This is a genomic window from Micromonospora sp. HUAS YX12 (genome assembly GCF_040215685.1).
Classification (GTDB): Bacteria; Actinomycetota; Actinomycetes; order Mycobacteriales; family Micromonosporaceae; genus Micromonospora; species Micromonospora tulbaghiae.
Genome location: NZ_CP157974.1, coordinates 1,330,363 through 1,348,374, shown reverse-complemented (window position 1 = coordinate 1,348,374; position 18,012 = coordinate 1,330,363). Strand labels below are relative to the sequence as shown.

The 18,012-nt window shown below is 72.9% G+C and carries 20 protein-coding genes and 1 tRNA gene; 6 read left to right on the top strand and 15 right to left on the bottom strand.

Annotated features, from left to right (window positions below):
- Positions 1–92: 92 nt before the first annotated feature.
- Both ABIH81_RS06705 and ABIH81_RS06700 read right to left on the bottom strand, forming a co-directional pair.
- Positions 93–1,406 carry a tyrosine-type recombinase/integrase gene (locus ABIH81_RS06705; protein WP_349881027.1) on the bottom strand — a complete coding sequence of 438 codons (1,314 nt, stop codon included), beginning with the start codon at positions 1,404–1,406 and terminating at the stop codon, positions 93–95.
- A gap of 277 nt (positions 1,407–1,683) precedes the next feature.
- Positions 1,684–1,758: transfer RNA gene (locus ABIH81_RS06700), tRNA-Lys, on the bottom strand.
- A gap of 119 nt (positions 1,759–1,877) precedes the next feature.
- Here ABIH81_RS06700 and ABIH81_RS06695 point away from each other — a divergent pair.
- Entirely contained in the window at positions 1,878–3,044 is a 1,167-nt protein-coding gene (locus ABIH81_RS06695) for a sensor histidine kinase (protein WP_349879506.1), read from the top strand.
- The gene (locus ABIH81_RS06690; RefSeq protein WP_091414275.1) at positions 3,041–3,703 is read left to right on the top strand and encodes a response regulator transcription factor; all 663 of its coding nucleotides are present in this window, start codon (positions 3,041–3,043) and stop codon (positions 3,701–3,703) included. Before ABIH81_RS06695 ends, ABIH81_RS06690 begins: the two co-directional genes overlap by 4 nt.
- Before the next feature lie 80 nt (positions 3,704–3,783).
- Here the strand turns inward: ABIH81_RS06690 and ABIH81_RS06685 are convergent, their stop codons facing one another.
- Positions 3,784–4,167 carry a DUF6223 family protein gene (locus ABIH81_RS06685; RefSeq protein ID WP_349879505.1) on the bottom strand — a complete coding sequence of 128 codons (384 nt, stop codon included), beginning with the start codon at positions 4,165–4,167 and terminating at the stop codon, positions 3,784–3,786.
- Between the two features lie 180 nt (positions 4,168–4,347).
- On the opposite strand from ABIH81_RS06685, the gene ABIH81_RS06680 reads away from it, so the two are divergent.
- Together ABIH81_RS06680 and ABIH81_RS06675 are read left to right on the top strand one after the other, a co-directional pair.
- Positions 4,348–4,647: a hypothetical protein gene (locus ABIH81_RS06680; RefSeq protein ID WP_349879504.1), complete on the top strand. Its 300-nt coding sequence runs from the start codon at positions 4,348–4,350 to the stop codon at positions 4,645–4,647.
- Positions 4,648–4,683: 36 nt separating this feature from the next.
- Entirely contained in the window at positions 4,684–5,766 is a 1,083-nt protein-coding gene (locus ABIH81_RS06675) for an NAD-dependent epimerase/dehydratase family protein (RefSeq protein ID WP_349879503.1), read from the top strand.
- Positions 5,767–5,993: 227 nt separating this feature from the next.
- Here ABIH81_RS06675 and ABIH81_RS06670 read toward each other — a convergent pair whose 3' ends face one another.
- From ABIH81_RS06670 to ABIH81_RS06650, 5 genes are all read right to left on the bottom strand, one after another.
- Positions 5,994–7,142 carry a hypothetical protein gene (locus ABIH81_RS06670; protein ID WP_349881026.1) on the bottom strand — a complete coding sequence of 383 codons (1,149 nt, stop codon included), beginning with the start codon at positions 7,140–7,142 and terminating at the stop codon, positions 5,994–5,996.
- Positions 7,143–7,270: 128 nt separating this feature from the next.
- Positions 7,271–8,020 carry a ZIP family zinc transporter gene (locus ABIH81_RS06665; RefSeq protein ID WP_349879502.1) on the bottom strand — a complete coding sequence of 250 codons (750 nt, stop codon included), beginning with the start codon at positions 8,018–8,020 and terminating at the stop codon, positions 7,271–7,273.
- Between the two features lie 37 nt (positions 8,021–8,057).
- Positions 8,058–9,257 (bottom strand): GNAT family N-acetyltransferase, encoded by a 1,200-nt coding sequence (locus ABIH81_RS06660; RefSeq protein ID WP_349879501.1) that lies wholly within the window; start codon positions 9,255–9,257, stop codon positions 8,058–8,060.
- 52 nt (positions 9,258–9,309) lie between these two features.
- Positions 9,310–10,029: a protein phosphatase 2C domain-containing protein gene (locus tag ABIH81_RS06655; protein ID WP_099162983.1), complete on the bottom strand. Its 720-nt coding sequence runs from the start codon at positions 10,027–10,029 to the stop codon at positions 9,310–9,312.
- 93 nt (positions 10,030–10,122) lie between these two features.
- Positions 10,123–10,686, bottom strand: a complete 564-nt coding sequence (locus ABIH81_RS06650; protein ID WP_349879500.1) for an XRE family transcriptional regulator — start codon at positions 10,684–10,686, stop codon at positions 10,123–10,125.
- Positions 10,687–10,744: 58 nt separating this feature from the next.
- Between ABIH81_RS06650 and ABIH81_RS06645 the strand changes: the two genes are divergently transcribed.
- Positions 10,745–11,959 (top strand): benzoate/H(+) symporter BenE family transporter, encoded by a 1,215-nt coding sequence (locus ABIH81_RS06645; RefSeq protein WP_349879499.1) that lies wholly within the window; start codon positions 10,745–10,747, stop codon positions 11,957–11,959.
- A gap of 66 nt (positions 11,960–12,025) precedes the next feature.
- Here ABIH81_RS06645 and ABIH81_RS06640 read toward each other — a convergent pair whose 3' ends face one another.
- The 6 genes from ABIH81_RS06640 to ABIH81_RS06615 form a co-directional block, all read right to left on the bottom strand.
- Positions 12,026–12,751, bottom strand: coding sequence for a DUF3800 domain-containing protein (locus ABIH81_RS06640; protein ID WP_349879498.1), 726 nt, complete (start codon positions 12,749–12,751; stop codon positions 12,026–12,028).
- A 79-nt stretch (positions 12,752–12,830) separates the two neighbouring features.
- Positions 12,831–13,196, bottom strand: a complete 366-nt coding sequence (locus ABIH81_RS06635; protein ID WP_349879497.1) for a hypothetical protein — start codon at positions 13,194–13,196, stop codon at positions 12,831–12,833.
- Positions 13,197–13,225: 29 nt separating this feature from the next.
- The gene (locus tag ABIH81_RS06630) at positions 13,226–13,474 is read right to left on the bottom strand and encodes a hypothetical protein (protein ID WP_121684401.1); all 249 of its coding nucleotides are present in this window, start codon (positions 13,472–13,474) and stop codon (positions 13,226–13,228) included.
- A 78-nt stretch (positions 13,475–13,552) separates the two neighbouring features.
- Entirely contained in the window at positions 13,553–14,023 is a 471-nt protein-coding gene (gene mscL / locus ABIH81_RS06625; protein WP_121684400.1) for a large conductance mechanosensitive channel protein MscL, read from the bottom strand.
- A 48-nt stretch (positions 14,024–14,071) separates the two neighbouring features.
- On the bottom strand, positions 14,072–15,454 hold the full coding sequence (gene tnpB / locus ABIH81_RS06620) for an IS607 family element RNA-guided endonuclease TnpB (RefSeq protein WP_349879496.1): 1,383 nt from the start codon (positions 15,452–15,454) through the stop codon (positions 14,072–14,074).
- Between the two features lie 113 nt (positions 15,455–15,567).
- Positions 15,568–16,260, bottom strand: coding sequence for a FadR/GntR family transcriptional regulator (locus tag ABIH81_RS06615; RefSeq protein WP_349879495.1), 693 nt, complete (start codon positions 16,258–16,260; stop codon positions 15,568–15,570).
- Between the two features lie 49 nt (positions 16,261–16,309).
- Here ABIH81_RS06615 and ABIH81_RS06610 point away from each other — a divergent pair, with 49 nt between their 5' ends.
- Positions 16,310–17,578 carry an MFS transporter gene (locus ABIH81_RS06610; RefSeq protein WP_349879494.1) on the top strand — a complete coding sequence of 423 codons (1,269 nt, stop codon included), beginning with the start codon at positions 16,310–16,312 and terminating at the stop codon, positions 17,576–17,578.
- A 10-nt stretch (positions 17,579–17,588) separates the two neighbouring features.
- Here ABIH81_RS06610 and ABIH81_RS06605 read toward each other — a convergent pair whose 3' ends face one another.
- Complete coding sequence (locus ABIH81_RS06605) at positions 17,589–17,945, bottom strand: STAS domain-containing protein (RefSeq protein WP_018789120.1); 357 nt, start codon at positions 17,943–17,945, stop codon at positions 17,589–17,591.
- Positions 17,946–18,012: the final 67 nt, after the last annotated feature.

Genomic DNA, 18,012 nt, shown 5'->3' with positions numbered 1-18,012 from the left:
AGCAGGGACACCGGGCCGGCCGGACAACATGACTATGCGGTAGTCCTGGCCTTCACCGCGACCTTCCGGACCGACAGAGCCAAGCCGTCAACTTAAGCCTGGGACGCTGCACCCAAAGGCAACCTGACACGGGCGTGGGACCGGAGCAACGCCGCCGTCGCGGCCACCGCCCTCTGCTCCAACTCCCGGAACACCGTCCAATACGTGTCCGCGGTCGTGACCGCGCTGGAGTGGCCCAGGTCGTGCTGGATCACCTTGAGCTCGACTCCGGCCGCGCCGGCCAGGCTGGCTGCGCCGTGCCGTAGGTCGTGCAGCCGGACGGGCGGCAGCCCGAGCGTATGGACCAGGGCGTGGAAGCGGTGGGTGAGCCAGTCTGGGCGTATGGGCCGGCCGTCTGGGTGAATGAACAGGTAGTCATGCGGGTTGCGTGCGGTCCCGGCGAAACGGTCCCGTTGCCACTGGCGTTGCTTGCGCAGCAGATGGTTGGTGAACTCGTCCAACGCCAGCGTTCGCACGCCAGCGGCGGACTTCGGCGGCCCGAGGTGCGTCTTGCCGTCGACGATCAGCAGTTGCCGTTGCACGCTGAGCTCGCGGTGGAGCACGTCCAGGTCGGTGCCGCGTACCGCGACGGCCTCGCCTCGGCGCAGCCCACGTAGAGTCATCAGCCACCACAGCGGGAACAATGGGTCCTCCCGCGCCCCGTGGAGGAACTTCGCGGCGTGCTCAACCTCCCAGATCGCGACCGGCGGCTTGACGCCGGTGGCCCGCCACAGCTTCTCCCGCTCCCGGGTCCAGGCCACCGCCAGCGGCCGGGCACCCCGCGGCAGGCGCAGCCGCCACGCCGCGTTCGTCGAGACCAGGCCTTGCCGGCGGGCCTCGCTCAGCGCGCTGCGCAGCACCGCGACCACCCGGTGCACCGTGCCCGGCGCGATCAGCTTGCCGTCGGCTACTTCCTGCCGGCTGATCGCGTCCACCGCCCGCTGGACAGTCTTGACCCCGCGGCGGCCGTCCAGGTCCGCCACCCGGAACCGGCCCAGCCAGGGGATCAGATGCGTGCGGGTCACCGACCGGTACGCCCGCAGCGTCGACGGACGCAGCCGATCCTCCGACAGCGACAGCCAGTACTCCAACCACCGCTTCATCGTCCAGGTCTCGGCCATAGCGTCCGGGCCGTCCAACTCGAGGACCTCGGCCAAGCCCTGCTCAGCCGCTGCCCGGGTCAGGAACCCTCCCCGCCGTAGCCGCTTCTGCCGGCCATCCGGGCCGGGCACGTGCGCGTCGTAGTACCAGCGACCATGACCCGGCTGGCCGCGCTGCGGGCATTGGGCGCCCACCTGCCGGCCGGTCTCGGCCGACCGGCACGCACACCGAGGGAAAACCGTGCCGTTGCTGGTGGCGGCGGTCATCGTGACCACCGGCCGCATGCAAGGACCGGCAGGCCGACCTCGCCGCCGGCTGGGTTTACGCCCCTGAACAGGTAAGTCTCAACATCACTTCGGTAGATCAAAACTTCTCTTTCCTAGCTCAAAGGCCAGTCCTGAGAACTCTCAATCCTTAAGTCCGAAATCCGAGCTTCCGGCGATCCGCCACGGCCAACAACATGTGGGGCTTGACCGTGCCCCACATGTGCCTCACATCCTCCACGTAGGAGGTTCATGCTCAGCTATATTCCCTGCTGGGAAGTGGTGGGCCGCCAGGGACTCGAACCCTGAACCTATGGATTAAAAGTCCACAGCTCTGCCATTGAGCTAGCGGCCCGCACGGCACAGGTTACCCGAACCCGATCAGCCCGGCGTGCGTCGCGCATCGACCCTCCGGCACGACACGAGGCCGCCTCGGGGCCCTCCGCTGCGTTCGCGGACCGCTACGCTTCGGCAATGTCGAGCTGGCACTGGGCGCGGACCGCTCTGGTGCCTGCCGTCGCCCTGGTAGCCCTGCTCGGCCTGATCGTGCAGTCGGAGGGCATCGACACCACCGCCGAGCTGGTCGCGCTGCTTGTCGTCCTGGCCTCCTCCGGCGCGCTCTACCTGCGCCGGCGATACCCGGTGGCGGTGGGCCTGGTGGCGCTCGCCGCGGTCGCCGCGTACGGGGCTCTGCTGCACCGGCCCGGGCCGATCATGCTGGTGTTCGTCGTGGCGCTGTACACGGTCGTCGACGAGGGGTACCTCGCGGTCGCGGTGGGGCTCGGCCTGGCCTCGGTCGTCTCCTTCGCCGTGGCCGACAGCTACACCCGGACCGGTGCCGGTGGGAACGGCGCGACGCTGCTGCACGCCGGCTGGCTCGTCGCGGTCATCGTCGGCGTGACCCGCAACCGGCGGGCCTATCTCGCCGAGGTGCAGGCGCGGGTGCTGGCCGCGGAGCAGCGCAAGGAGGAGGAGGCCCGCCGCCGGGCCACCGAGGAGCGGCTGCGGATCGCCCGCGAGCTGCACGACCTGCTCGGTCACCACCTCTCGCTGATCAGCGTGCAGGCGAGCGCCGCGTTGCACCGGCCCGATCCGGAGCGGTCGGCGGAGGCACTCGCCGTGATCAAGCAGACGAGCCGGGAGACGCTGCGCGAGCTGCGGGCGGCGCTCGGCGTGCTCCGGCAGGAGGGTACGACGCCGAGCCACCCCGTACCGGGTCTGGACCGCCTCGACGAGCTGGTCACGACGGCCGGGCGGCGCGGGCTGACGGTGCGTACCGAGGTGACGGAGACCGGGCCGCTCCCGCCGGAGGTGGATCTGTCCGCGTACCGGATCGTCCAGGAGGCGCTCACCAACGTGAGCCGTCACGCGGGCGCGAGCACGGCGGTGGTCCGGGTCGTGCCGGACGGCGACGAGGTGCTGGTGGAGGTGGCCGACGACGGCGCCGGTCCCGCGGGCCCGCCCGGCACGACGCCCGGCAACGGGATCCTCGGCATGGGCGAGCGGGCCCGGGCGCTGGGCGGCTCGCTCACCACCGGGCCGGGGCCGGACGGCGGGTTCCTGGTGCGGGCCCGCCTCCCGCTGCGGCCCGCCCCGCTGCCGGTCCCGGCACCGCGTGCGGAACGGGGGGAGACGACATGATCCGGTTGCTGCTCGCCGACGACCAGACCCTGGTACGCGCGGGTTTCCGCTCCATCCTCGACGGCGAGGACGGCATCGAGGTGGTCGGCGAGGCCGCCGACGGCGCCACTGCGGTACGGCTGGCGCGGGAACTGCGGCCGGACGTCGTCCTTATGGACATCCGGATGCCGCTGCTGGACGGCCTGGCCGCCACCCGGGAGATCGTCGCCGGCACCGACGCCCGGGTGATCATCCTGACCACCTTCGACCTGGACGACTACGTCTACGGCGCGTTGCGGGCCGGCGCGAGCGGCTTCCTGGTCAAGGACACCGAGCCGGCGGAGCTGATCCACGGCGTACGGGTGGTGGCCCGGGGCGACGCGTTGATCGCCCCGGCCGTCACCCGCCGGCTGATCGCCGAGTTCGCCGCCCGGACCCGGCACCCGGACCCGGGCCCCCGGCTGAGCGCGCTGACCGAGCGGGAACGGGAGGTGCTCGCCCTGGTCGCCGCCGGCCTGTCCAACGACGAGATCGCGGCCCGGCTGGTGCTGAGCCCGGCCACCGCGAAGACGCACGTCAGCCGGATCATGACCAAGACGCGGGTACGGGACCGGGCCCAGCTCGTGGTGCTCGCGTACGAGTCGGGGCTCACCGTGCCCGGCTGGCTCACCGCCTCCTGACCGAGCGGCCGGACAGAACGAGCGGCCGGGACAGCACGACCGGCCGGGACCAACGAGCGACGGGACGAACGAGCGGCCGGTCAGACGGTACGCCGGGAACGGGCCAGCGCCAGCCCGCCCAGCACCGCCCCGATCAGCCCGAACGCCACCCCGGCGATCGCGCCGGCCCGCCCCTGGCCGGTGCCGAAACCCTCGGTGGTGAGCGCCAGATGCCACACGCTGAGGACGAGGCTGACCAGTCCGGCCACCACCGCGACCAGGGCCTGGACCCGCCCCTCGCCCGCCCCGCGACGGGAGCGGGTCAGCGCCAGCCCGCCGACGACCACGCCGGCCAGGCCCACCACGGCGATGACAGTGGCGCCGGCCCGGCCGGAGCCGCCGATGCCCCCGGCGGCGAGCGAGGTGTGCGCGGCCGGGGCGAACCCTCCGACGACTGTGGTGGCGAGCAGGTGACGGATGGACATTCTGGGACTCCCTCGGGTCGCGGCAAGTGGTGACGGCGGCAGCGTATGGACGCGCATCGCCGCCGGTCGTCGCCCCGGAGTCGTCGACCGGGCTACCACCACGGGAGTACGCGCTCCGGCCGCGTACCCCAGGGGTTGTCTCCAGGCGTGAACGGCGGCGGCCGGGGAACCTGGGCGACCATGCGAGTCACGACCACCGCCGCCGTGGCGGCGTCCCGGGAGGTGCCGGGCGACGACGGCGTACGCCGTCCCGGCGGTGAGGTGCACGCCTGGCTGCCGGGTCAGAACCAGACGCTGTGCGGGCTGCCGCTGAGCCGGACCCGGCTGCGCCGCTTCCCGCACGTGCCGTTCGACTACTCCGGTACCGACGTGCTCACCGAGGCCGACCCGGAGGCCTGGCTCTGTCCGCGCTGCCTGGCCGCCACCGCCGGTCGCCGCGATCGGGAGAAGGGCTGGGTGCGCACGAACCCCCGTCCGTGAGCGGTTGCTGCCCGGTTCAGCGGGTACCGCACGGTCATGCGCATCGTGATCGTGGGGGCGACCGGCAACGTGGGGACGGCGGTGCTGCGCCGGCTGCGGCAGGAGGCGGGCACCGAGCTGGTCGGCGTGGCCCGCCGGCTGCCCGGGTCGGACGCCGGTGAGCCGTACGACGACGTGGAGTGGCACTCCTGCGACATCGGCGCGCCGGGCGCCGCCGACCAGCTCGTGCGGATCTTCGCCGGGGCGCGGGCGGTCGTGCACCTGGCCTGGCAGATCCAGCCCAGCCACGACCGGCGCACGCTCTACCGGACCAACGTCGGCGGCAGCCGCGCGGTGATCGAGGCCGCCGTCCGGGTCGGCGTTCCGGCCCTGGTGTACGCCTCATCGGTCGGCACCTACGCGCCCGGCCCGAAGAACCATCCGGTCAGCGAGAACTGGCCGGCGACCGGGGTGGAGACGTCGTCATACAGCCGGGACAAGGCGGAGGTGGAGGCACTACTGGACGGCGTGCAGCGGGAGCACCCGAACCTGCGCGTGGTACGGCTGCGGCCGGGACTGATCTTCCAGCGCGAGGCCGGTACGGAGATCAGCCGCTACTTCCTCGGCCCGCTGGTGCCGGTGCGCCTGCTGCGGTACGGCCGGATTCCGCTGGTGCCGTCGAACCGGCGACTCCGGATGCAGGCGGTGCACGCCGACGACGTGGCGGACGCGTACGCCCGGGCGGTTGTGGGGGATGCGAGCGGCGCCTTCAACGTGGCGGCCGACCCGGTGCTGACGCCGGAGCTGGTGGCGCGGCACTTCCACGGCTGGACGGTGCCGGTGGCGACTCCGGTGCTGCGCGCGGCGGCGGCGGTGACCTGGCGGGCGCGGCTGCAGCCGGTCGACACCGGCTGGGTCGACCTGGCGCTGAACGTGCCGCTGATGTCCAGCCATCGTGCCGAGACCGAACTCGGCTGGACGCCGGCCGTCGACACGGTGACCGCCCTGAAGGAGTTGTTCGCCGGCATGGCCACTCGGGACGGCACCGCCTCTCCGCCGCTGTCCCCGGACCCGGCGCTGCCCGGGCGACCCGCCGCCCTGACCAGAGGCCACCTCCCCGGCCACCCCAACCCCTACTGACCGCGTCCCTGCCCCGCCCTGCCTAGCCGCCCCACCCCGCCCTGGTGATCAAGGAGTTTGTGTCACGCGCAGAGATCAACTAGGACCAAACTCCTTGATCACCGAGCCGGTGATCATGAGGTTGGCGGGGCGACACGCCGGTGGCGCGGGCCGCTAACTTCATGATCGACGGGCGGGGCGGGGCGGGGCGAGGCGAGGCGGGGCAGCGCAAGGGCGAGGCGGGACGGTCAGGAGATCTGGGCGCCCAGGAAGAAGATGCCGGGGTGGCCCCTTGTCTCGAAGCCTCTACTGGGGTTTTCCCGCAAGGTGCTGCTGTCGATCTTCAGGGTGCCGGTGCGGTTGTTGCTGACGAAGAAGATCGCGCCGCCGCCCTCGTTCGCGCTGTTGTCCTCGATCACCGTGCCGGCGATCCGCACCGCGAACTCGTTGCCGTCGCAGTAGATCGCGCCGCCGCTACCGCCGCCCGGCGTGCCGCCCCGGGCCGGGTTCGCGCCGGTGCCGACCGCGCGGTTGTCCCGGAAGACGCTGTTCAGCACCGTCCAGGAGACGCCGATGCTGCTCAACGCCCCGCCATTGGCGCACACCCCGCCGGTGAAGGTGCTGCTCACCACGTACACCGGTTTGTTCTCGAACTGGCTGAGCACGCGCAGCGCGGCGCCCCCGAGGTCCGGGCCGGTACGGTCGCAGCGGTTGTCGACGAACCGTGAGTTGATCACGGCGAACCGCCCGCCGCGTACGAAGATCGCGCCGCCTCCACCGCCCTCGGTGCGATCGCCGGTGGCGTCCCCGCCGGCGAACGTCAGGTTCTGCACGGTGAGCCGCGGGTGGTCCTGGTTCTGGCAGTGCGAGGTGGTCCAGCCCTGCGCCTGGTCGCAGGTGTTCATGTAGAGGATGCGGCGTTTGCCGCCGCCGCTCAGCGTGACCTTGCCGCCGCCGTCCAGCACGACGCGCGGGCCGTGCGAGTTCACCACCTTGGCGGTGGCCTTCATCGTGATGGTCACCGGCGCGGGCCCGCAGTCGAACGTGATCACACCGCCGGCCGCGACGGCCTTCACCACCGCCTCCGAGGTGCAGCTCGCCGGGGTGCCGCTGCCGACGGTACGGGTCGGCCGCGAGGTGTCCACCGGACGCGCCTCGGCCGGCACGCTCGCCCGGCCGTCCGGGTTGCCGGCGCGGAACGCGACGGTGGCCGGGGTGGGGCTCGGCCGGGCGCTGCCGAGACCGGCCCGCCCGCTCGGCGAGGCCGCCGGGGCGGCACCCGGCGTGCCAGGCGTGCCACTGGCCACGGCGGAGACAGGGGCCGGATCCTTGCCGCCGCAGGCGGGGAGCATCGCCGTCGTCAGGGCGAGGGCGAGCAGTGTGACAGCCGACTTCACGCGCACCGCCCGATGCTAGGAGGACCGGCCGCCCCGGCACGACTCCACAGACGATCCTTAACCCACCGCTAAGCCGAATCCGCCGGCAACGGAGGCAAAGCGGCGGCCGGGTCGTCGGACGTGACCGGTCAGGCGTGCGAGAGCGCGAACGCGATCAGGAAACCGAGCACGGTGATCAGCCCGACCAGCAGGTGTGCGTCGGCGAACGCCTCCGGGACCATGGTGTCGGTGATCATCGCCAGGATCGCGCCCGCGGCGAGCGCGGTGATCGTCGCCAGCAACTCGGGCGGCGCGCCGCCGAGCAGCGTGTACCCGGCCAGCGACGCCACCCCGGAGATCAACGCGATGGCCGTCCACAGCCCGAACACGTAACGGCGGGTACGCCCGGCCTGCCGCATGCCGGCCGCGCTGGAGAGGCCCTCCGGCACGTTGCTGAGGAACACCGCGATGACAGTGACCAGGCTGACCGGGCCGCCGGCCAGCAGGCTCGCGCCGATCACCACCGATTCGGGTACGCCGTCGAGCAGCGCGCCGACCGCGATCGCCGTACCCGAGCCGGGCTGTTCCCGCTCGGAGGGCTGCTCGTCGCCGGACCGCTTGCGGTGCCGCGCGCCGTGCCGGGCCAGCAGCACGTTCGCCCCGGTGTACAGCAGCGCGCCGGCCGCCGCGCCGATCGCCACCGGCAGCAGGCCGCCCTTCTCGTGCGCCTCGTCGACCAGCTCGAACGAGACGGCGGACAGCAGCACGCCCGCCCCGAACGCCATCACCGAGGCGGTCACCCGGCGCGGTACGCGCGCGAAGAACCCGACGGCCGCCCCGATCAGCAGGGCCGACCCGGCGAGCAGGCCCCAGAATCCCGCTTCCAGCCACTCCGGCACGCGCTGGACCCTACCCCGGCCGGCGCCGTCAACCGGGTCAGAAGTCGGCGAACAGGTGCGGCAGTTCGCGGGGGAAGAGACGGCGCAGCTCACCGGCCGCGTCCACCGGCACCTCACCCAGTCCCCGTACGACCACCTCGGCGGGGTCGAGCACCCCGTACGCCAGGGCGGACAGCCCGGCGGCGGTGAGCCGCGCGGCCGGCACGCTGCCCTCGGCGGCGGTCAGCGCCGGCAGCACCGCCAGCTTGCCAGTGGTGCCGTCGAGCAGGTGCCGGCCGGCGAGCCAGCGGTCGCCGACCAGCTCGACCAGCACGCGGCCGACCCCGACCGGCTGGTCGGCGAGCGCGTCCAGGCTGAGCAGCCGGGCCATCGGCGCGGTCGGGTCGGGCCGGGCCACCCGCGCCTCCACCTGCACGTCGAGGTCGGTGAGCCACAGCTCGGGCAGTTCGTCGGGGGTCACCTGGACGCTGATCCGGGCCACCTGGTCGACGTGCCGGGCGAAGAACTGGAGCACCGACGCGCGGGCGTACGCGTCGTCGACCAGCAGGTCGTCGGCGAACAGCGTGCCGGCGTGGTCGTCGATCCGGTAGGTCACCGCGCCGACCGTCTCGCCGCCGCGCACCACGCTGACCAGCCAGCGGTCGTCCCGGTCGCGCAGGCCGACCGCGCGGAAGTCCGGGAAGACCGCGAAGCCGTGCCGCTCGCGCAGGCACCGCTCGGTGTACGCGCGCCACCGCGCGTACCCCGCGCCGATCCGCTCCCAGACCAGCTCGTCGGGCAGCTCGGCGCGCAGCAGCGGCGCCAGGTCCGCCGGGTTGAAGATCGCGGTACGCCGCCGGGGCAGCCCGACGTAGCCGAAGCGCTCGTAGAACGAGGCGCGGAACGGGTGCAGCGCGGTGAGCTGGTGGCCCTCGTCGCGCATGCTGTCGAGGAGCTGCTGCATCAGTGTGCGGACGTGGCCGCGCCGGCGGGCCAGCGGATGGGTGGCCACGCCCGCGACACCGGCCATCGGCAGCACCGCGCCGCGCAGGTTCTGCCGCATCGGTATCGCCGAGGCGGCCGCCGCGGTGACCCCGTCCTCCTCGGCCACCAGCGTCGTGTTCCCCGCGTTGTACGGCAGGTACGCGCGGAACTGGTCGGTCCGGGAGGCCGCCACCGGCGATGCCTCGAACGCGTACGCCTGGAGCGGGAAGCTGGTGGTCAGTCGTTCATCGGCGGCGAGCCGGCGGATGTGCATCCGTTCATCCCAACCGCACCGGGCGCGGTCCGCAACCGGAAAGGGCGCCCGCTCACGCCTCGGTGACGTCCGAGATGACCACTGTCACGTTGTCCGGCGCGCCGGCCTGGTGGGCCAGTTTCACCAGTTGCTCGCCGCACTGCTGGCGGTCTCCGTAGGTGGCGAGCGCCGCGGCGATGGCGGCGTCCTCCACGTAGTCGGAGAGGCCGTCGCTGCACAGCAGCAGCCGGTCGCCGGCGAAGACGGTGAGCGCGCCGACGGCGGGTGGCGCGTCGGAGCCCTGCACCGCGCGGGTGACGAGTGAGCGCTGCGGGTGGTGCCGGGCCTGGTCGCGGGAGAGCGCGCCCTGGTCGACGAGCGCCTGCACGAACGTGTCGTCGCGGGTGAGCTGGGTCAGCTCGTGGTCGCGCAGCAGGTAGCAGCGGGAGTCGCCGACCTGGGCCAGGACCAGGGTGTCCCCGGCGAGCAGGGCGGCGGTGAGCGTCGTACCCATGCCGTCGCGGGCCGGGTCAACCGTGATGGCCGCGCGGATGCGCTGGTTCGCGGTGCTCACGACGGCGCGCAGCGCGTCGGCGGCCTCGTCGGCGCCGGTGGGCGGCGTCAGCTCGTCCAGGATCCGGATGACGATCTCGCTGGCCACCTCGCCGGCGGGGAGCCCGCCCATGCCGTCGGCCACCGCCACGAGGCGGTCACCGGCGAGGGCGGAGTCCTCGTTGTTGGTCCGGACGAGGCCGACGTCGTTGAGGATGGCCGAGCGGAGGATGAGCGTCATGAGGACAAGCTTGCCAAGAAGAACGGCTCCGCGTCTGCACGCGCTGGCGGGTCTGCTGAAAGAAATGTCATCAGCTTGCATCCTGGGTATACGTCAACCGTCCGGTGTGGACGGACGAGGATAGCGCAGCAGGAGGCTCGCGTGGACCTCCTCCTCACCCACTGCCGCGTAGGTGTGCGGCACGTCGGAGGTCCACCGCAGGTAGCCCCCGGGGCCGGCGGTCAGCGGGGCGTCGGCCGGGCCGGCGCGGAGGACGCCGGAGAAGACCGTCACGTGTTCGGTAACGCCGCTGGAGTGCGCGGGGGAGAGCTGCGCCGGGCCCGGGGTGACCCGCATCCGGTACAGCTCGTAGGTCGCCTCCCGGTCGCCGAACACCTCCAGCAGGGTGGCCCCGACCGCCGCCCCGCGCACCGTCGGAGCCTCGCCGGGTGCGGAGAGCACGGCGGTCAGCGGTACGCCGAGCTGCGCGGTGATCGCGTACAGGGTCTCCAGCCGGGGGTTGCGCACGCCGTTCTCCAGGCCGGAGAGCGTGGCCTTGCCGACGCCCGCGAGGCGGGCCAGCTCGGACAGGGAGATGCCCCGCTCGGTGCGGAGCGAGCGGATGCGCCGGCCGACCTCCCGGGCGCCCCGGTCGTCGGCTGGTGCGGCGGCTGTCATGGGGGCTATCGTGCTACACCGTGCCGTTCCGTAAACGGAACGGTCGGAGGAGGAGAGCATGGGCGGTCGGCTCCAACCCGTCCTGGCCGGCGTGGTGACCGCCCTGGTCGGCTTCGCCAGTTCGTTCACGGTCGTCCTGGCCGGGCTGCGCGCGGTCGGCGCCGAACCCGACCAGGCCGCCTCGGGCCTGCTCGCGCTCTGCGTCGCCAGCGGCGCCTGCGCGGTCTGGCTCGGCCTGCGGCACCGGCTGCCGCTGTCGATCGCCTGGTCCACGCCCGGCGCGGCGCTGCTCGTGGCCACCGGACCGGTCACCGGCGGCTGGCCCGCCGCGGTCGGCGCCTTCCTGCTCGCCGGGCTGCTGATCGTCGCGGCCGGGCTGATCCCCGCGCTCGGCCGCGCGGTCGCCGCGATCCCCGCCCCGATCGCCTCCGCCATGCTCGCCGGGGTGCTGCTGCCGCTGTGTACGGCGCCGGTACGCGCCCTGGTCGAGGTGCCCCGGCTGGCCGGGCCGGTGGTGCTGGTCTGGCTGCTGCTGCACCGGTTCGCCCGCCGGTGGGCGGTGCCGGGCGCGCTCGCCGTGGCAGTGGTCGCGATCGCGCTGACCACCTCCGGGCCGGCCCGGCTGGACGCCGCACCGGTCCTCGCGTTCACCGCGCCGGCCTGGACGCTGCCCGCCGTCGTCGGGCTCGCGCTGCCGCTGTTCCTGGTCACCATGGCCGCGCAGAACGTGCCCGGTACCGCTGTGCTCGCCGGGTACGGCTACCGGGCGCCGCTGGGCTCGGCGCTGCGGGTGACCGGGCTCGCCACCGCCCTCGGTGCCCCGGCGGGCGGGCACGCGGTGAACCTGGCCGCGATCACCGCCGCCCTGGCGGCCGGTCCGGACGCCCACCCGGACCCGGAACGGCGCTGGATCGCCTCGGTCACCGCCGGGATCGGCCTGGCCCTGCTCGGTCTGGGCGCCGGCGTGGCCACCGCCCTGGTGCTGCTCTCCCCGCCGGTGCTGGTCGAGGCCGTCGCCGGGCTCGCCCTGCTCGGCGCGCTCGCCGGAGCCGTCACGGCGGCGGTCGCCCAGCCGGACGCGCGGGAAGCAGCGGTGGTGACGTTCGTGGTCACCGCCTCCGGGGTGAGCCTGCTCGGGGTGGGCGGCGCGTTCTGGGGACTGGTCGCGGGCTGGCTGATGCTGCTGCTGTTCCGCCGCCGGGCGGTCGTATCCGCGCCGGTCGAGCCGCCCCGGACCGAATCCGCCCCGTCGCTTTCCGGCCGGACCGGGTGACGAACTGTTAACCTGGAGTGCGCAGGAGGCCCGTGAGGGTTCCCGCAACCGCCTTAGGGCCCGCTTTCAAGCGGGCCCTTCGTGCGTCGGCCGTCCGGTCGGATGCCAGCACCAGGAGTGGTACCGGCGCGGCTCGACCCAGGACCACAACCGCGTGTTGGTCGTCGCCTCCCGAGGGTCCGCGCCCGTCCCGCTCGCCATCCTGCGGAACAGGAAGGTGACCAGGTCGACGGCCTGCACCAGCCGGGATGCGTGCGACGGGGCGAAGTGCAGGGTGTCCACGATCCGGCTGAGCCGCCGCGAACGGTAGCCCCCGGTTCCGTCGACCCGGTAACGGGTCAGGTCCGAGCGGTGAATGGCGGGGTTGTCGACCTCGTCCGCGATCACCAGGGCCAGTTCGTCCCGCATCGCCGCGTACCCGTCCACCCGTTCCAGCAGGTGTGACAGCACCACCTCGTGAGCGGGTCGGGTGAGCCCGTAGCGCCGGGCGAGGCCGTGCCGGTCGACACCGCGCAGGATGACAGTGACGTCGTACGTGCCGATCGCCTTGAGCGCCGCGTTGTAGACGGCGATCCGGGCGCGTGGCGGCACGCCCGCCCAGGACATCCGCCCCTGGAACAGGTCGTACCCGTGGAGTTCGGCGGCTCGGTCGATGCCGTATGCCTTGGCCGCGTCCGTCATCACCTCGTCGAGCGCGGTGCTGAGCGGGATGGCCACAGCCTCCGGGACCAGAAGCGCGCCGATCCAGTACCAGCGATCGGTGTACGACTCGTCCACATAGGTCAGGAGCACCCGACGAGCGTAGGCCGCTTCCCGAGCGCGGCCGCCTCGACGCGCAGGACCGACCAAACGGCGCATTCGACCCTGGGCGTCATTCCTCGGCGGGTAGCTCCGTGACCGGGACGGTGAGGCGTACCGCGCCGTCGCTCACCACGGCGATCCGGCCGGCCGGCACGTAGACCGCGCCGGTGCGGACCAGCTCGGTGGAGACCTTGAGGTAGCCGTCGCGCAGCAGCCGGGCCGCCAGGTCGGCCGGTACGTCCGGCTCCTCGGCCGCGGCCGACTCGATCAGCTCGTCCAGGCTGCTGCCCGGGTCGACCGGGGCGGGCGCCTGCACGGTCACCGCGGCCGGGTCGCCGCGCTGCACGAGATCGACTGTGCCCACCTCGACGCCCGCGGAGTCGACCACACGCATGCCGGTGGTGACCCGGGAGACGGTGTCCTGCTGCTGGCTCATGCAGCAGCGGTTCCCGGGGCGCGCGGGCGCTAAACGGAGGGGGCCCAGCCGCCCGGCGGGCGGGGGGACAGCTCGCGCCAGGTGTCGGTGCCGTCCAGCAGCGCCCTGATCGTCTCCTCGGCCTCCTCGACGCTGGCGTGCTCGTAGAACCGGGAGACCCCCTCGGCGCCGCCGGCCCGCTGCTCCACGTGCCAGCGGTCGCCGTCCACCCGGAGGAAGACGTCACGCCGGGCGAGCCGTCCCCATTTCCCGTTCCACCAGTGCCTACGCTGCTCCATGCCCGGACTCTATCGAACATGTGTTCGATACACGTCGGCCCCCGCGAGATCGTCGCGGGGGCCGATCGGCTATGGCGTTCAGCGCGGCGCGGGCGGCTCCTGCCGGCGGCCGAGCACGTCGTCCAGGGCGCTGCGCTGGCCGGGCGTGCCGTGGTTGCCGGCGAGCAACGCGTCGCGGATCTCGGTGAGCAGCTTGACCTCCTCGCTCGGGGCCGAGGGCGGCGGCTCCTCGCCGCGCTTGCGCCGCTCGGCGAGCTTGTTCATCGGGTAGACGACGAGGAAGTACAGCGCCGCCGCGGTGAGCACGAACGTGATCGCCGCGTTGACGAAGGCCACCCAGTCGAACGGGATGCCCCGGAACTTCGGCGTCGAGCCGCTGAGGCCGTCCTCGCTGCCGGTGATCAGCGCGATGAACACGCGTACCAGCGGTTCCAGGAACGACTTGGTGAGCTGGGTCACCACGCCGGTGAACGCGGCGCCGATGACGACACCGACCGCCAGGTCGACGACGTTGCCGCGCATGATGAAGTCTTTGAAGCCCTTGAGCATCCGTACTCCCGTGCCCTGATGAGTCTGCGTCGGGGACAACCTATGCCGTTACCCATCGCCGGCTCTAGTGAGCTCGCGATCGGTAGTCCTGCCTTGCGGCGGGACGGTCCCGGTCTGACCCGCTGAGGCGGCGCCGGGTTGACGCTTCACTGCCACCAGCCCAGCATGCTGGGTCTTACGGTCGGCTCCACGTCCAGCCACCGGACCACTCCCGGTGGTGTGACTCGCGACTAGGGCGGCCAGATTGCGGGCAGCGTTGAGATCTCTATCAAGCACCAGGCCGCACTTTGTGCAGATGTAGATCCGCTCGGCTAGGGCCAGCTTGGCTTTCGCCGTACCGCAACCCGAGCAGGTTTTCGAGGAGGGATACCAGCGGTCGGCCAGAATCATTTGGCCGCCGTACCACTCAGCTTTGTATGCCAGTTGCCGGCGCAGTTCGGCAAAACCGGCATCGGCGATATGCCGCGCCAGCCGTCGATTGCGCAGCATTCCGGCGACGTTGAGGTCTTCTAGCACGATCGTGCCGTGTTCTCGGGCGAGGCGGGTGGTGAGCTTGTGCAACCCGTCGCGACGCAGGTTTCTCACCCGTGCGTGAGCCCGGCTGAGGCGGGCGGATGCCCGTTCCCACCGGCCGGACGGGTGGCGGCTGGCGCACCGATCCGGTCCGGCCTTTCGGGCCAGCGCCCGGCTGAAACGCCGCAACCGCGCCTGTGCACCAATCAGGTGCTGGGGGTTTGGTGCCTTCTCACCGGTCGAGAGCACCGCGAGATGCTTGATGCCAAGGTCGACACCGACCACCGACAGGGGTTGGGTCGGGCGGCGATCGGTTCGCTCGACCTCGCAGGTGAAGGCCACGTGCCACCGGCCGCCGTCACGGCGCACGGTGGCGGACATGATTCGGGCGGTCCCGCTGTCGATGCGGCGGGCGAGCTTACGGGCGGACTCGTGTAGCTTCAGCCGGCCTAGCCGTGGAAGCACTATATGCTTCCGGTCCAACTCCACCCGGATCGTGCCAGTGGTGAAGCGAACGCTCGGCGCAGTGCGTCGGCGGGACTTGAACCGGGGGAAACCGGCGGGTCGGCCGGCCCGGTGCCCGCTGCGGGAACGGGTCCAGTTCCTCAGTGCTCGGGCGAGTGCGTCGAGACCCGTATTGAACGCTTCTTTGGAGCACTCCGTCCACCATGGGGCGACCTGCCGCTTAGCGGCGTTCCATTCCTTGCGCAGCCCTGGAAGCGACCACGACAGCGCCGGGGTGAGTTGATTATCCGGGATGCCGTAGGTGCGCTCCGCGGCCCGTTGACACATCACTGCTCTGACTCGTGCGAGCGCCCAATTGTGCGCCACGCGGGCGGCTCCGGCGTGCGCAAGTGCTGCGCGTTCCTGCGTCGGGGTGAGATCGAGGGCGTATCGGTACGCCTGGATCGTCTTCACGCGGAACCATCGGGAGGTGACGGCGCCGGCCAGGATGCCGTGGCCACTACCTGCTCCTTCGGGTCTCCCGTCATGTCAGGAAGCTAGCGGGTGCCAGTGACATTTTGCGTGCGTCAGCAGCCGCTGCCCCCGGCGGGCCCTTCGAGAAAAGCACCGGCCTCGATCGCCGCCCGCTGCGGGTCGCCGGCCCGGATCGCCTCGACCAGCCGACTGTGATCCACGTACCGCTCGGGGGTCAGCGCCTCGCCCATCGCCTGGGCCACCGTGCTGCGCAGCGCGGCGCCGACCGAGGCGTACAGCTCGGCGAGCATGGCGTTGTGCGCGGCGGCCACCACGACCGTGTGCAGCGCGGCGTCCGCCTCGACGAACTCGTCCACCCGGCCGCCGCGCCACGCGGCCTCCCGGGCCGCGAGCGCGCCGTCGAGCGCCACCAGGTCCTCGGGGGTACGCCTCAGCGCGGCGAGCCGGGCGGCCTCCACCTCGAACGCGCGCCGGACCTCGATCACCTCGGTCATCCGGTCGTCGGTGAGCCGGCGGGCCACCACCGGCGCCAGCTCGTCGGTCGACACCACGTAGGTGCCGGACCCCTGCCGGCACTCCAGCACCCCGGCGTGCACGAGCGCCCGGACCGCCTCGCGGACCGTGTTGCGCCCCACCCCGAGCGCGGCGACCAGTTGCGGCTCGGTGGGGATGCGCCCGCCCACCGGCCACTCGCCGCCGAGGATCCGCTCCCGGAGCTGCACGATCGTCTGCCGGACCCGGTGACCGCGCGGAGGCACGGCGACGGAATCCACGGCGGGTGTCACCGGTTACACCTCGTGCCGAAATTCATCCCATGATTGTAGGTTCGAGGTCATGACTCCGCCACCTGCGCCCGCCGCGACAGTGCCCGCCCCGGGCGTCACCCCGGCGGCGGCGCCCGCCCCGGCGGCCGGCCCGGTCCGGGGCGGTCTGCTCGTCCTGGCCGGGATGCTGCTCGTCGCGCTGAACCTGCGGGCCGCGGTGACCAGCCTCGGCGCCCTGCTCGACGAGATCCGGGTCGGGCTGGGCCTCTCCGGCGTGATGGCCGGCCTGGTCACCACGCTGCCCACCATCGCGTTCGCCGGGCTGGGCGCGCTCACCCCGTGGCTGGTCCGCCGCTGGGCCGCGCCCCGGGTGCTGGTGCTGGCCATGCTCGCGCTCACCGCCGGGCAGGTGCTGCGCGCGGTCACCGGCTCGGCGGCCGTCTTCGTGCTCACCAGCGCGCTCGCGCTCGCCGGTATCGCGGTGGCGAACATCCTGCTGCCGATGCTCGTCAAGCAGCACTTCCCGCACCGCACCGGACTGGTCACCGGGGCGTACACGATGGCCCTGACGGTGGGCACGACGGTGGCCGCCGCCTCCGCGGTGCCGGTGGCGCACGCGTTCGGCTCCTGGCGGGCCGGACTCGGCATCTGGGCCGCGCTGGCCGCGCTGGCCGTACTCCCGTGGGTGCCGCTGGCGCTGCGGGCCCGCGCCGCGCGACGGGCCGCGCCCCCGGCGGTGGCGGTCGCCGCCCCGGCCCGGGTGCGACCGGCCCGGACCCGGCTCGGCTGGGCCATGGCGGTCTACTTCGGGGCGCAGTCGCTCAGCGGGTACGCGATCATGGGCTGGCTGGCCCAGCTCTTCCGGGACGCCGGATACCGGCCGGAGGCGGCCGGGCTGCTGCTCGCCGGCGTGACCGCGCTGGGCGTGCCGGTGGCGCTGATGATGCCGGCGCTCGCCGGCCGGCTGGCCACGCTCCGGCCGCTGGTGCTGTCGCTGACCGTCTTCTCCGCCGCCGCGTACACCGGTCTGGCGCTGGCGCCGCACGGCCTGGCGCCGCTGTGGGTGCTCCTGCTGGCGCTCGGCCAGGGCGCGTTCCCGCTCATCCTGACCACGATCGGGCTGCGTGCCCGGACCGCCGAGGGCACCGTGGCGCTGTCCGCGTTCGCGCAGAGCACCGGGTACGTGATCGCGGCGCTCGGACCGCTGCTGGTGGGCATCCTCTACGAGGCGACCGGCGGCTGGACCGCCCCGATCGGCTTCCTGCTGGGGGCGCTGGCCGTGCAGACGGCGGCGGGCATGGTGATCGCCCGTCCCCGCTACATCGAGGACGAGCGCTGAGCGGGGTCGGTCAGGAGGAGGCCGGGGTGGGATCGCCCGCGACGGCCTGCTCCACCGTCGGGTAGGTGTGCAGCACCTCGACCAGGCCGCTGACCTCGAGGATGCGCAGCACGCCGCGCTGCGGGGCAGCCAGCCGGACCACGCCGCCCGCCTCGTCGCAGTTGTTCTTCGCCCGGACGAACACCGACAGACCGGTGGAGTCGCAGAACGACACCTCGGCCAGGTCGAAGACGAGGCGGCTGCGCCCCTTGTCCAGCAGATCCGTGATCTGGTCCTGCAGTTGCGGTGCCGTGGCCATGTCCAGCTCGCCCGCGACCGACACGACGACCACGTCGCCGCGCTGTTCCGTGTGCACCGTCAAGGACATTCGTCGACCTCCTGTGTTCGGTGGAAACGGTATCCCACGATGGGCGCGCCGCGCAGAACGGGAGCGG